The organism is Clostridium cadaveris (assembly GCF_020911725.1).
In the GTDB taxonomy this organism is placed as follows: domain Bacteria; phylum Bacillota; class Clostridia; order Clostridiales; family Clostridiaceae; genus Clostridium_X; species Clostridium_X cadaveris.
On sequence record NZ_CP076620.1, the window covers coordinates 2,224,730 to 2,238,124 of the forward strand.

Here is a 13,395-nt window from a genome sequence, read left to right on the forward strand (position 1 = left end):
CAGTATTACTGCTGAACAAATTCTGCTCCTCGTTTTTCAAGAACTTCAAGTTTAGTAACATTGAGATACAGATCATTAAAGTCCCCGTTCTTAACTAATTCAGGTTTTCCCGTTACTTTGATCCAATCATTATCTTTTGGAAGTTCTCCATCAAATTTCAAGAAAAACCCTCCTCCTCCATCATTTCCACAGCAGCCAGGCCCTCTCCTATACACGGCTGGAATATTTTGCGTTCCATCCTGATTAGAAAACATTTTAAACATCCCTTCAACCACGATAGTTTTATTTTTGTAATTATCAAAATTAAAATTAATATCGATAATTTGGGTTAAGAACATTTTTTCGCTGATCACTAAAACATCCTCCCTATTTACCTGTGTATCACTTGGCAAATAAGGCATAGTAACATTATCTGTATTTTTGGCTTTATCATCTGCGCCTATATCCGATTCTACTGGTTTAGGCTGATTATTAACTTTACATCCAGCAAACAATAGCATGATACCAACCACTATAGCTACAATCTTGATATTCTTCATTCTTTACACCTCTTTCCCCTAAGCCATCCAAACACTGAAAAAAGCATAAAGCATCCAATATTTAGTATTGCTACACTAGCACCTGTTGGAGTAGCATATACATAAGATAATATAAGTCCTGCTACAAAACAAAACACTGAAAGTATCGCAGAGGAAATTATTACTGCTCGAAATTGCTTAAATATCCTCATTGATGTTAAAGCAGGAAAAATAATTAAACTAGAAATCAGTAGTGCTCCCATGGTTCGCATCCCTAGAACAATAGTAAATGCAGTAAGTAATGCAATTAACATATTATATAAATCTGCATTTGTTCCAGTAGCTTTTGCAAAAGTTTCATCAAAAGTAACTGCAAAGATACGATTGTAAAATAATACAAACAGTATTAAAACAAAAGCAGACAATACTATAGTTAATACTACTTCGTTTTGTTTTACTCCTAAAATAGAGCCAAACAAATAATTACATACATCTGTATTCATGCCTGTGCTCATAGAAATTACCATAACACCAATGGCAAGAGATCCTGTAGAGATGAGAGCAATAGCCGCATCTCCTTTTATTTTGCTGCTTTCTTTGATACGAAGAAGAAGGAATGCAGCTAAAACAACTACAGGAAGTGAAATAACAAGTGGAGCCATATTAAAAGCTGTAGCAACAGCTAATGCTCCAAATCCAACATGTGAAAGTCCATCACCTATCATAGAGTACCTTTTCAACACCATACTTACCCCTAATAGAGATGCACATAAAGCCACAAGTATACCTACAATCAATGCACGTACCATAAAAGGATATGCAAGCATTTCTTGCACAATACTAATCATGAGATGCACCTCCTCTAGAGAATTGTACGCTCAGAGGAGTATTTCGATATTCCCCAACAGTCCCAAAAAATAACTGTTCTCTATCTAAATGCAGCACTTTATTTGAGTAACGCAAAACACTTTGAATATCATGAGATACCATAATAACCGTAAGTTTTTGTTCTCGATTTATTTTTGCAATCAAATCATATAATTCACCAGTTACAATAGGGTCAAGACCGGCTGCTGGTTCATCTAATATTAATATTTTTTTTGTTGCACATAAAGCTCTGGCCAAAAGGACTCTCTGCTGCTGACCTCCAGACAGTTCTCTATAACAATGATGTTTTAATGATGCAATACCAAGTTGTTCTAGTTTTTCATCTACTAAACGTTTCTCACTTTTCCCATAAAAAGGGCGAATTTTTAATCGGTTTAAACATCCAGAAAGAACAATTTCAAACACATCTGCTGGAAAATCCTTCTGAATTTCTGTTTGTTGTGGCAGATAACCAATTTCATCCGCCTTCAGTCCCTCTCCCATATATATATTTCCACTTGAGGGACTTTTCAATTGTAAAATCCCCTTCATTAATGTGCTTTTTCCAGCTCCATTTTCACCTACAATACAAAGATAGTCTCCACTTTCTACTGAAAAATTTAAATTCTTTGCAACTATTCTGCCATCATAAGCAAAGCTTACATTCTTACATGTTATTAATGACATCTTAATTCAAAGCCTCTCGAATCTTATCTACATTTTGTTCCATAATAGATAGATAAGATACTCCATTTGCAAAATCGTTGGCAGACACGTTATGACAAGAATGAAGTGTCATTTTTTTTGCTCCTGTCGCATCACAAATAGAATCTGCAATTTTACCATTAGAAAACTCAATGTTGAAAACAACTGGAATCTTTTCTTCTTTTACTTTATCAGTCAAAAATGCAACTGTAGCAGCACTTGCATCAGTCTCAGTGGAACAACCAGAAAAAGCTGCAAAATAATTTAATCCATAGGCATCAGCAAAATAGCGGAAAGGAAAACGGTCTCCAAATACTAAAGTCTTCCTTTTACCAGAACTTACAACATCTTGAAAGCTTTTATCTAAAGCTTGTAATTTGCTTATATATTCTGCGCTATTCTCTGAATATGATTTTGCATTTTTTTCATCTTTTTCAGAAAGAACTTCTTTAATTTTCTCTATAATTAAAATTGCGTTCTTAGGTGAAGTCCAAACATGTTCATCAATTTCTTCTTCGTGTTCATGAGAGTGACTGTCATGTCCAATCATTTCATCTGCAATTTTTTCTCCAGTCAAATTACTCTTATAATAAGTAGGCCAATTATCCATTTCATTTGACAAAGTATCGAAACTATCATCACCAAAGTAAAGGTGAAAATGCTCCACATCATCTGTAGGTTTAATTAAATGATCACTAAATTGTACATACTTAGGTGCTCCACTATTTTTATCAACTGCTTCAAACTGATATCTAACACCTTTTTTACCTGAATCATAGGTTAGAATTTTAAAACCTTTATAAGTATATTCTGAGGTAGATTCCTCTCCATTTTTAGAAAATGTTATTTTATTATCTTCAATTTTGATTCGATTTACATCTGTCTTATATCCTTTAGTATAATATTCTTTATACTCTTCTTCTGTTTTATCTTGCTTTTCTTCAGCTTTATGATGAAAAACTTTATCTAAAGTCCCGTCTAATAGATATGGATACACAGACTGCCAATCACCTGCCCAATCACTTAACTTACGTTCTTTTACATCAGAATCTTCAAATTCACCATCATTATGGTGACGTTCTTCCTTTTCATCATGTTCGTGCTCCATTCCCTCTACGATCTTTTCATTGACAGTAGGTACACAATCTAACAATTTCAAAGTTTTCGGTTTCTTATCTCCCATTGAAGACAGAATATCGTCAACCCAAACATCATTTTCGCCACCTGTATAAATAAAAAGATCAGCATCTTGAATCTTCTTGATATCTTGTGGTGTAGGTTCAAAAGAATGGCTTTCAGCACCAGGCTTTAAAAGCATAGTTACTTCAGCATGTTCCCCAGCAACCTGACGTGCAAAGTCATATTGTGGAAAAATAGTAGTTACAATCTTTAATTTCCCATTAGAGTCTATAGCCTTAGAATTTGATGTCCCACATGATGTTAAAAGTCCAATCATCATAAAACATGTTATTAATAAAGATAATATTCGTTTCATAAAAAACCTCCATAAATATATATTCAATATTTAAACAAAGGATTGTATTATATAACTATTAAAAATGATATTACAATCCCGTTGGAGGCTTCAATTATTCATTCTTACCCGCAATTCTACAGGTGATAAAACTTTGATCACCTTATTGTATAATAATAACATTTCAACAAATATTATAAAAAATGCTACAAATGATCCTACGGCATTAATTGCTGTGGACAACTGACGTATCGTATTTTCTATTTGTTGAATATGAGCACAAATAGGACAATTATCTCCAGAACAACTATGGTCAGACTCTTTTGCCTCATAAATAGTGCCCAAAATCAAAATTGTAAAGAAACATATGCATACCAAAAAAGTCACTATTCTATTTTTCTTATTATCAAGCCTTATCCTTATTTGCATTCACCTCTTTTACCTCATTTTTAAAACATATGTCACATATACCATAAAATACAGTTTGTCCTAAATCAATTTTAATAGGTACTTCTTCCTTAAAATAAGCATCTAACATCTGTAATTTTTCACTTTGAAAATGAAGAAGTTTGCCACAATCTTTACATCGAAAATGAAACTGCCTTTGTGGCCATTCTCTATCTCCTATATATTCAAAATAAGCACCTGCATTTCCTTCCATAGCATATTTTTTTACTATTCCCTGTTCCACAAGTGCATCCATATTTCTATAAATTGTAGTCGTACCAACTTGTATTCCTACTTTTCTCAAATATTCTGATATTTGAGAAATAGTTATATGTTCATCACAATTAAGTTTTAAAAAATCTAAAATTGCCTTTTTTTGTTTTGTTTGATATGACAATCTAGACATTTTATTATTCCTCCCTTGCGAATTTGAAAATCATTTTCAATTTAGCATTTATTTATACTTTTGTCAATATGATATTAACTAGCTACACAACATTTTATTTTAATGCTTCCAGACCTATGAAAATCAGTTTTTGATTCAAATACAAATATATGTTTTTATTAAAAAATAGGCATTTACAAAATATTTACCTATATTTTTAAAATGATAATGTTTTCCGCTTCATTTCCTGAGTATTCTCTTTAAATAGTTGATATCTAACAGATTTACTGTCTCAAATTTTCCCTTATAAAATACACCCCAGTTATTGAAAACACAAGGTAACTCCTTTACCTTTTGCAGCGTATCCACCTAAAGAAAAGATACAGGAACACCATTCATTCCACAATACTGTTTTATCATCTCAATGGTTTGATAGATATAAGGACATTGCATATCATAATAAATTGTTAGCTCTTTGCTTTCGATTTCTTCTTTTTTAGCCTTTTGTGTAAACTCTGGTGTTGTTCCATCAAAAGAAAGTGCAAGCAATTCGTAGCCATTATCCGTAGTATCGACAACTTCAAAACCAAACTTTTGGGCAAATAATTGATCAGCAAGCCATGATTTTTGTTTTTTTGCTCCAAGCATACAAATTCCAGATTTACCACTTCCCTTAGCATCAGCTAAACAATATTCCATCAACAATTTCCCATACCCTTTTCCTTTGTAGTCACCAGAAACCCATAAGCAATAAATATAATAATAGAAAAAGTCGCCCATTCTAAAATAAGAATAAGCGACTTCTTGGGCATAATTATTAAACAACAACCTTAGGAAAGATCAATGTAACTCCAAATCCATCTTCACATTTGCTATTTACTTCTAGATTTATTTCTAATCTTTCTGATATTTGTTTTGCTAAATATAATCCCATTCCTGTAGAATTTTTTCTTTGTTCTCCAACCTCACCAGTAAAGCCTTTTTCGAATATAAATGGCAAATCATAAGCCTTAACACCAATTCCATTATCTCTTATATTAAGCCTTACATTTTGCTCATTTTCATCTGAAGTAATAACTATCTGTGGGTGACTCACTTCCATATTCTTGTATTTTACTGCATTACTGATTATTTGCCTTATTATAAATTGCATTCCTCTTTTGTCAGATACAACTTTACACTCACCAACATCCAATATTACAGCTATACCTTTTTCCTGCAATATTACTTTATATTCTTCAATTACTTCTGCACAACTCTCTTTTAATGGGAGCTCTTTAAAAAAGTAATCATTGCAAGTAGATTTTAATCTTGCATAGTACAGCATTCTTTCTATATCCTCTTGCATTTTTGTTCTTACATATTGTAATCTTTTATAAACAATTTCTGATATTTCATCTTTTCTATTATCTAGCACAAAGGTCATTAATCCTAGTGGAGTTTTTATCTCATGTGCCCAAGCCTCTACATACTCTTCATATTCTTCAACTTCTTGCTTATAATTATTTATAGTGTTCTGATTTTCTCTTAAGATTTCACCTATATTTTTAAGCACATTAGCCTCTTTATAATGAAACAAGTTTATGATTTCATTTTCTCTATCTATAGTAGGATCATTTAAAAAATTACTAAGTGCCTCTTCTCTTTTTAAATCATTTTTATAAAGAATAAACGCTGTAGCACAATATAAAATTAAAGAACCAATTATCATAGTAGGGAATATATAAACAAAAGCCTTCTCATTACTTAACCATAGTAATCCACCGAATATAAAATTCAATAGTAGTATAACAATAATCCAAAGTCTATTTTTTATGAATATTTCTCTTAACCTTTTAATCATTATTATTGTCTCCTATAGGCTCTAATGAATAACCCTTGCCCCTAATGGTGCTTATCTTATAGTCAGTATCTAAAGTATGCAAGGACTTCTTTAGCCTAGTCATATTTACATGAAGAGCATTTTCATCAATAAATTCTGTTGTACCCCAAAGCTTCTTTAGTAACATTTCCTTAGTAACAAGCTTTTGATAATTCTCAAGTAATAATTCCATTATCTTTCCTTGATTATCAGGTAAAATAGTAGCTTTCCCTTTCACATTTATAGTATAGGTTTGTAAATCTAAGCTAATATCCTTTATTTCTGCAAAATGCTTTCTATCGTCTAAACGACGCAATAAATTAGTTATTCTTGCCAATAAACGCTCCTTATGACAGGGCTTATTTATATATTCATCTGCACCAATATCTAGTGCATGTAACTCATCCTTCATTTGATCCCGACCTGTTAAAACAAGTATTGGAACATTACTTTTATGTCTAAGTCCCTTGCATATTTCAAATCCAGATATTCCTGGTAGATTTAAATCTAATAATACAAGGTCTGGTGAAGCAGCTATAATTTCATCTACCACATTAGAAAATTTAGTTATACAAAAAGTATCATACCCTTCCTTTTCTAAAATTAACTTGAGCTCTTCTCTCATAAAAAGCTCATCTTCTACAATTACAATCTTCTTCACCATTATCCTCCCTAATTATCTTCTCTTTTTATATCCATAAGCTTTAAAATATTCTTATCACTACTTTTCTTTACTAAGTGCATATAAAATAATTCTATCACACATATTACGGCAATAACAGGAATTGAAATAACCATCAGTTTACCAACATGATCTTTCATTGATGTTGTCATAATACCTGTAAATAATGATCTTACTGCAAATATACTACTTATAGTTGAAACTATTATTGGCAGTGAAAAATACCAAGTAATTTGATTTCTTGAAGATTTACATAACATTTCATAGTTTGCTCCAAGGTAAGTTAATGATACGTATCTCTTTCTCGTTTTTTGTTGATGCATTAAAAATTGCACTCCCATAACCGTATTTGCTATTATTAGAAAAATAACTGCTAAATAAATAGTAGTATAGCTTGCTGATACAGTGTAAAATAACTCTCTTCCTATATTCTGAAGATAACTTTCATAACGTATTTCTGCAGTATTTAACTTTTCATTAACCATGCTAATAGCTTGCATTAGTCCTTTTTCATCAACAAATTCTTTTTTTAAAGTTACATTCCAATAAGTGCTAACATTATTTTTATCAGTATATTTGTCAAACATTTCTTCTGGCACTATTAATCCATTCATTATAGTAATTAAGCTATCTGTTACTATACTATCTGAATAGTATTTATCAACTAATCTATAGTCCTCTCCATTTATATATAACGTAGGTCTTTCCTTTAAAGTTCTTTTAATTGTATCACCTGTTCTAAACTGCGGATCATTATAAAGAGCTACTTCATTATCCTTTAATTCAATAGTATCCTTTCCTTGTATCTCTAAAAGCTTATTATATGAATTTACTGATATTAAGTACGGTCTATCCATATGTTGAATATTATTAAGAGCAATATCTTTATCTTCACTATTTGGTTGTTTTTCAATAACCGCAACTAACTCTTTTATGTCGATACCTTTTTTATAACATATACCTAAGTTCATATCATATATGCCATCAATATACTGTTCTAAATTGAGGTCTTTTATTATTGATTGTACCTCTTCCTTACTGCCTTTAAAGGTATAATCCATAACATGTGCTTCCTTTGAATTATTTAAGTACCCTACCGGTATACCATATGCAAAGCAACTAATTGTCATTAGAATCAATAGGGATGAAATGGCCATAGTATTTGGTTTTAAAAATACTGATTCTTGTAATTGTCTAAAGGTAAACATTTTTAATTCACCTTTACTCTGTTTCTTTCTAAGTATTATTTCAAATAGAACTCCTATTCCTTGAAATAATAGGAACATTCCACTAAGTCCTAGTATTACTGTTATTGCAAATAACTTTATACTTTTCCACGATAACCCAGCTATTGCTATAGTAAAAGCTACTGCAAGGAATATAATTCCTAATAAAAATTTAATAGCAACCGCTACTTTATTAATTTTCCTTTTCTTTTCTGTTTGTGAGTCTGATAGTAATTCTATAACCTCTTTTTTTGAGAATTTACCGCTTAAAATAATAAGTGCTATAAATCTAATAATAAAATATCCAGCAATTGTTCCTAATATAGCTGTCATGGAAAATGAAAAGCTATGACCTATTATACCTAGCCCTACTATTTTAGCTGTAGCCAAACTAATAATTTCTGATATAAAAATTGCTATTGGAATACCAATTGCTAATGATAATATGCTATTCCTTAACTCTTCCATAAAAAGCATTAACAATAATTTTCTACGTTTCATTCCAAGCATTAAGTACATTCCAAGTTCTCTGTTTCTTCTTTCTAATTGATATTTTCCTGCAAAATACACAAGAAAAAATAAAATAAATAAAGACAATCCATATAAAACTGGAATCAATAAAAATAACTTATCTAAAGCCTGACTTTCCATAGTCTTTAAAAATATAATAACATCTTGTTTTTCAAGAGATAAAATAATATAAAACGCAACTATAGATACTATTAATGATATAAAAAATAATCCATTTTCTTTTCTGTTTCTCTTGCTGTTTCTCTTAACTAAATCATAAAACATTTGCGCTGCCACCTCCTAGTTGTGACATAACTAGAAGAATTCTTTCATAAAAATCTTGTCTAGACTCCTCAGGCTTTTTACGTCTTAGCTCATGAAAAAGCTTTCCATCTTGTATAAATAAAATTCTTGAACAAAAGCTAGCTACATTTGCATCATGAGTAACCATTAAAATAGTTGATTTTTGTTCTTCATTTAAATCAGATAATTTTCCCATTAATGCTTTTGCATTTTTAGAATCTAATGCTCCTGTTGGTTCATCAGCCAAAATAATTTGTGGATTTAAAATTAAAGCTCTTGCAGCTGCAACACGCTGCTTTTGTCCTCCTGAAATTTCATTTGGAAATTTATCTAATATATCTTTTATCTCCATATATTCTGCTAATTTTTCTACTTCTACCTTACTATTATCATGTAATTTATTATGAATAGCCATTGGTAGTAAAATATTTTCCCTTGCTGTCAGGTTTTCTAGCAATTCAAAGTTTTGAAATAGATAACCAATCTTATTACCTCTATATTGAGCTAATTTATTACCTTTAAATTTTTCTACGTTCTCTCCATTTAATAAAATATTACCTTCTGTAGGATGAGTTGTAGTTGCGATACAATTAAGTAAAGTTGTTTTTCCCGAACCACTACTCCCCATAATCCCAATAAATTCACCATTCATCACCTGAAAGCTTATTCCATCCAAAGCCTTAGTTACAGAATCTTTCTTGCCATAATATTTCTTTAAATTTTTAACTTCTAATATTCTTTCACTCATTATAATCACCTTTCACATCATATCCTTATAGCAAACAAATAAAACTCCGGATTTTTATTTGTCCTAACTTTTCATGTTCTATAATTATTATAAATATAATTCCTAAAATAAAATACTTACAATTGGTGAAAGGTTAGAGATTCACACTATATTTCCTTAATTTTAAGCATAATAAAAGCACCTACTTTCAGCTAAGTAAGCGCCTTTTAAATCCAACCGGCTTTCTTTCCTATAGGTTACTTCATCCTGTAATTTCACGTAGCAAAAACTTGCCTCTGCCAATCTCTAACTCACCTTGAATATGTATTATTTTCTAATAAGATATTTAAGGATTCCCTCATGTCTTCGATTACTTTCAATAACCTCTCTTCATTCATGACAACAAATCTCTCCTTCTACATTGAAAATAATGCTCATTCTCTCTATAATACCAATCAACATCATCTATAAATTTATACAAATACTGATTATTGTCTATGGTGTAAATACTCTTCCCTGTATTTAGTATATTTATTTTTATAAAAATATCTAAGGTTTCACTGTTTAAATCCACAACATCAATTCTACGCTGAAGAAGATCTTCTAAAAATAATTCGAACCTTAAAATTTCACTTATCGAAAACTTTGATGTACCTAAAACTGCAATGTCAATATCAGACTCTTCAGTAAAATCTCCATTTATGGTGCTTCCAAAAAGTAAGACATCTCTCACTGCCAAATTGCTAACGTAAGACTTAAACTCTTCACTATTTAACTTTTTTATTATATCTGCTCTTACCTCTTCCACAGCTTTCACCCCTTACCTTAAGACTTACCAAATTATAATATAAATCAACTTATTAATAGTATTTTGTTGATTTATACTTAAACTTGACCCGCCTTTAACGAATAAACTTGACCCATCTAAATCTTATAAACTATCCTAATCTTGAAACAAAAGATTAGGAGGAAACAAGGTGAAAGATGTGAAGGATTGGATAACTGTTAAGACAATGCACAGGAAAGGAATACCCATTCGGCAGATAGCTAGAGAATTGAAAATATCAAGAAATACAGTTAAAAGGTTGATACAGTTTGAAGAAGAACCAAAATACAAGAAAAGAGATTATTCAACAAAGGTAGATGATTATCTAGAAAAAATCAAGATATGGTACCTTGATCCAGAGTATAACTTTATAGGTACTAGGATTTATAGAGAATTAAAAAAGCTTGGATATAATGGGAGCATCTCTCCAGTATATCGCTATTTAAACACACTAAAAGAAGATAAATCTAATCTTCCATTAAAAGCTACAAAACGTATAGAAACTCCTCTAGGAGATCAAGCTCAATTTGATTGGGCACATTATATAATGAATATAGCAAGTGAAAAAATAACAGTCTATTGCTTTTCATTAATTTTATCAGCATCTAGAAAAAAAGCCATCATATTCTCTAAGTCTTGTGACGGCGAAGCCATATACGATTCTATATATTTGCTATTTAAAAAAATTGGAGGTGTTACAAAGGAGCTACTAATTGATAACCCCAAGGCACTAGTTAATTCAAATAAATCTGGAGATGAAGTTGACTTCAATACCAATGCACTACGATTATCACATTACTTAGGCATACATTTAAATGCTTGTAATCCCTATCGGGCCCGCACTAAAGGTAAGGTAGAAAAACCTTTTCAATATATTGAGGAACAGTTTGTTAAAGGTAGTAAATTTAATTCTATGACTGAATTAAATGAAGCAGCAGATATATTTATAGAAGAATCTAATAATCTTGTTCATAGTACAACCTTAAGACTAACAAATGAATTTTTTGCTGAAGAGGTACCACATTTAACCCCAATAAGAACTAAACCATTTATTATTTGTGATCTTAAAGAAAGAAAAGTGAGCTTGGATTCCTATATATCTGTTGAAGCAGTAAAATATAGTGTTCCCGTTGAATATGTAGGCAAAAAGGTATCATTTAGAATATCCTTAGGTTATAAATTAGAAATCTTTAATGCAGGTTTAGAAATAATTGCAACTCATGAAATTATTAAAGATAAGGGGAAAATGATCACTATTGATGAGCATTATGGTGACTTAAATAATATTGCACCAAAATCTATTCCTGAGATAATAAGGCAGTTTGAAAATATATTTTCTAATGGACAAATTTTTTATAAAAAGTGTATTCCTCACTTGAAACAGCCTAGTTATCACTTGCGTCAAATAATTAAGCTTAAGGAGCTTTATGATATAGAGTCGTTAGACTTAGTTTTGAAATATTGTATTGAGAAAAATATTTATGAAATTAGTGGTATAAAGGATGTATTAAAGACAAAGTACTTTGATATTGTTAAAGGTATTAGCTCTGAAAATGAACTCCTTACTATAAATGAAACTAGCCGTGACTTATCTTATTATGAGGAGGATCAATTTTAAGTATGAAAAGCAAGATTAATACATCATCAGACCATATTAAATCTCTTTTAAAGCAATTCAAATTATTAGACATCCAATTAAATTATGAAGCGGAAATAGCTTACGCTATTGAACATAATATAGGTTATAGAGAATTTTTAGTAAGATTACTTGATATAGAGGCGAAAGGTAAAAAAGAAAGAAATGCTGAACGTAATATTAAAGCATCAAAATTTGAAGGAATAAAAAGATTAGAAGAATTTGATTTTTCATTTCCTGATAAAATTAACGAAGCTAAAGTAAGAGATTTAGAAACATTATCTTTTATAAATAATAAAGAAAATGTAATTTTGATAGGGCCGCCAGGCGTTGGAAAAAGTCATATTAGCATCTCATTAGGAGTATTAGCTTGTAAAAGTGGCTTTAAAGTTCTATTTACCACAGCTCAAGAATTCATGGACAAACTATACAAGAGCTATCTACAAGGTACTTTAGAAATTAATTTTAAAGCAATACGAAAGATAGATTTACTAATTATTGATGAGTTAGGCCACTTTCAAATGGATAAAGAAAAAGAGAGCATATTTTTTCAAATCATCCGCCAACGATATGAAAAGGGCTCTCTAATACTAACTACCAATACACCGCTAGGTAATTGGGATAAAATATTCACAAGTAAACTAGCTGCAACAGCTATACTTGATAGACTGATGCACCACTGTCACTTAATAAGTATAACAGGAGATAGCTATAGAGTAAAGGGAAAAATAAGGAGGAAATCTAATGATGAAACAGAATCATAAGGATCTAGATTTTGAAAAATTTATACATATTTTCAATACAGAAGGTAAGAAAGCAGCTAAAGAATTTGTGTCTCTTAACACAAGTATTAATTATGATTATTTTGTTAGATTACTTAAAAAATATACAGGATATGTATACAATAGAACTTTTAAAAGATATGAACTTCCAACTACTATTGAGACTCCATTCATTAGTATAGAGGATTTATTTAATAAAGATAATGATGATGCTACAAAAATTGTAGCATCTATACCTAAAAAAATACATTACAAAGATCCTATCGATGCTCTTAATATAGATATCCTTCAAGATAGGCTTATAGAGTTATCAAAATACATTACAATAAGTCAAAGTTCCAAAACTATTGAAATTAACTTGGTACGATTACGGGAAAATGGTTATGATATTGATGTTATAAATTAATATTTGGTGGATCAGTTTTGCTCGTTAATGTGGGTCAAAG

The 13,395-nt window shown here is 30.5% G+C and carries 14 protein-coding genes and 1 pseudogene; 3 read left to right on the forward strand and 12 right to left on the reverse strand.

Annotated features, from left to right (window positions below):
* Nucleotides 1-5: 5 nt before the first annotated feature.
* The 12 genes and pseudogenes from KQH81_RS10505 to mntA form a co-directional block, all read right to left on the reverse strand.
* A complete protein-coding gene (locus tag KQH81_RS10505; protein ID WP_027640078.1) occupies nt 6-539 on the reverse strand; it encodes a TIGR03943 family putative permease subunit in 534 nt (177 codons plus the stop codon).
* The gene (locus KQH81_RS10510; protein ID WP_027640079.1) at nt 536-1,366 is read right to left on the reverse strand and encodes a metal ABC transporter permease; all 831 of its coding nucleotides are present in this window, start codon (nt 1,364-1,366) and stop codon (nt 536-538) included. Before KQH81_RS10510 ends, KQH81_RS10505 begins: the two co-directional genes overlap by 4 nt.
* Nucleotides 1,359-2,072 carry a metal ABC transporter ATP-binding protein gene (locus KQH81_RS10515; RefSeq protein ID WP_027640080.1) on the reverse strand — a complete coding sequence of 238 codons (714 nt, stop codon included), beginning with the start codon at nt 2,070-2,072 and terminating at the stop codon, nt 1,359-1,361. The genes KQH81_RS10510 and KQH81_RS10515 overlap by 8 nt, the downstream gene beginning before the upstream one ends.
* Nucleotide 2,073: 1 nt before the next feature.
* Nucleotides 2,074-3,585, reverse strand: coding sequence for a metal ABC transporter solute-binding protein, Zn/Mn family (locus KQH81_RS10520; protein WP_035771327.1), 1,512 nt, complete (start codon nt 3,583-3,585; stop codon nt 2,074-2,076).
* Nucleotides 3,586-3,675: 90 nt separating this feature from the next.
* Nucleotides 3,676-3,993, reverse strand: a complete 318-nt coding sequence (locus KQH81_RS10525; RefSeq protein ID WP_035771328.1) for a hypothetical protein — start codon at nt 3,991-3,993, stop codon at nt 3,676-3,678.
* The gene (locus KQH81_RS10530; protein ID WP_051196375.1) at nt 3,971-4,417 is read right to left on the reverse strand and encodes a Fur family transcriptional regulator; all 447 of its coding nucleotides are present in this window, start codon (nt 4,415-4,417) and stop codon (nt 3,971-3,973) included. The genes KQH81_RS10525 and KQH81_RS10530 overlap by 23 nt, the downstream gene beginning before the upstream one ends.
* Before the next feature lie 219 nt (nt 4,418-4,636).
* Nucleotides 4,637-5,221, reverse strand: a pseudogene (locus tag KQH81_RS10535) (GNAT family N-acetyltransferase).
* Nucleotides 5,214-6,239 carry a sensor histidine kinase gene (locus tag KQH81_RS10540; protein WP_035771329.1) on the reverse strand — a complete coding sequence of 342 codons (1,026 nt, stop codon included), beginning with the start codon at nt 6,237-6,239 and terminating at the stop codon, nt 5,214-5,216. The pseudogene KQH81_RS10535 and the gene KQH81_RS10540 overlap by 8 nt, the downstream one beginning before the upstream one ends.
* Nucleotides 6,232-6,918: a response regulator transcription factor gene (locus KQH81_RS10545; protein ID WP_027640082.1), complete on the reverse strand. Its 687-nt coding sequence runs from the start codon at nt 6,916-6,918 to the stop codon at nt 6,232-6,234. Before KQH81_RS10545 ends, KQH81_RS10540 begins: the two co-directional genes overlap by 8 nt.
* An 11-nt stretch (nt 6,919-6,929) precedes the next feature.
* Nucleotides 6,930-8,960 (reverse strand): ABC transporter permease, encoded by a 2,031-nt coding sequence (locus KQH81_RS10550; RefSeq protein WP_074844535.1) that lies wholly within the window; start codon nt 8,958-8,960, stop codon nt 6,930-6,932.
* On the reverse strand, nt 8,950-9,726 hold the full coding sequence (locus tag KQH81_RS10555) for an ABC transporter ATP-binding protein (RefSeq protein ID WP_230028214.1): 777 nt from the start codon (nt 9,724-9,726) through the stop codon (nt 8,950-8,952). The genes KQH81_RS10550 and KQH81_RS10555 overlap by 11 nt, the downstream gene beginning before the upstream one ends.
* Nucleotides 9,727-10,099: 373 nt before the next feature.
* The gene (mntA, locus tag KQH81_RS10560) at nt 10,100-10,513 is read right to left on the reverse strand and encodes a type VII toxin-antitoxin system MntA family adenylyltransferase antitoxin (RefSeq protein WP_230028215.1); all 414 of its coding nucleotides are present in this window, start codon (nt 10,511-10,513) and stop codon (nt 10,100-10,102) included.
* A gap of 169 nt (nt 10,514-10,682) precedes the next feature.
* Between mntA and istA the strand changes: the two genes are divergently transcribed.
* Genes istA through KQH81_RS10575 form a run of 3 tightly spaced genes read left to right on the forward strand, consistent with a single transcriptional unit; the run spans nt 10,683 to nt 13,355 of the window.
* Entirely contained in the window at nt 10,683-12,149 is a 1,467-nt protein-coding gene (gene istA, locus KQH81_RS10565; protein WP_027640086.1) for an IS21 family transposase, read from the forward strand.
* A 2-nt stretch (nt 12,150-12,151) separates the two neighbouring features.
* On the forward strand, nt 12,152-12,931 hold the full coding sequence (istB, locus tag KQH81_RS10570; RefSeq protein ID WP_230028216.1) for an IS21-like element helper ATPase IstB: 780 nt from the start codon (nt 12,152-12,154) through the stop codon (nt 12,929-12,931).
* The gene (locus KQH81_RS10575; protein ID WP_027640088.1) at nt 12,912-13,355 is read left to right on the forward strand and encodes a hypothetical protein; all 444 of its coding nucleotides are present in this window, start codon (nt 12,912-12,914) and stop codon (nt 13,353-13,355) included. Before istB ends, KQH81_RS10575 begins: the two co-directional genes overlap by 20 nt.
* Nucleotides 13,356-13,395 lie beyond the last annotated feature (40 nt).

Excerpts from the sequence above, each read along its gene's own strand:
- KQH81_RS10515 (WP_027640080.1), bottom strand. The coding sequence starts at position 2,072 with ATGTCATTAATAACATGTAAGAATGTAAGCTTTGCTTATGATGGCAGA.
- KQH81_RS10555 (WP_230028214.1), bottom strand. The coding sequence starts at position 9,726 with ATGAGTGAAAGAATATTAGAAGTTAAAAATTTAAAGAAATATTATGGC.
- KQH81_RS10550 (WP_074844535.1), bottom strand. The coding sequence starts at position 8,960 with ATGTTTTATGATTTAGTTAAGAGAAACAGCAAGAGAAACAGAAAAGAA.
- KQH81_RS10540 (WP_035771329.1), bottom strand. The coding sequence starts at position 6,239 with ATGATTAAAAGGTTAAGAGAAATATTCATAAAAAATAGACTTTGGATT.
- KQH81_RS10520 (WP_035771327.1), bottom strand. The coding sequence starts at position 3,585 with ATGAAACGAATATTATCTTTATTAATAACATGTTTTATGATGATTGGA.
- KQH81_RS10510 (WP_027640079.1), bottom strand. The coding sequence starts at position 1,366 with ATGATTAGTATTGTGCAAGAAATGCTTGCATATCCTTTTATGGTACGT.
- KQH81_RS10505 (WP_027640078.1), bottom strand. The coding sequence starts at position 539 with ATGAAGAATATCAAGATTGTAGCTATAGTGGTTGGTATCATGCTATTG.
- KQH81_RS10530 (WP_051196375.1), bottom strand. The coding sequence starts at position 4,417 with ATGTCTAGATTGTCATATCAAACAAAACAAAAAAAGGCAATTTTAGAT.
- KQH81_RS10575 (WP_027640088.1), top strand. The coding sequence starts at position 12,912 with ATGATGAAACAGAATCATAAGGATCTAGATTTTGAAAAATTTATACAT.
- istB (WP_230028216.1), top strand. The coding sequence starts at position 12,152 with ATGAAAAGCAAGATTAATACATCATCAGACCATATTAAATCTCTTTTA.
- KQH81_RS10525 (WP_035771328.1), bottom strand. The coding sequence starts at position 3,993 with ATGCAAATAAGGATAAGGCTTGATAATAAGAAAAATAGAATAGTGACT.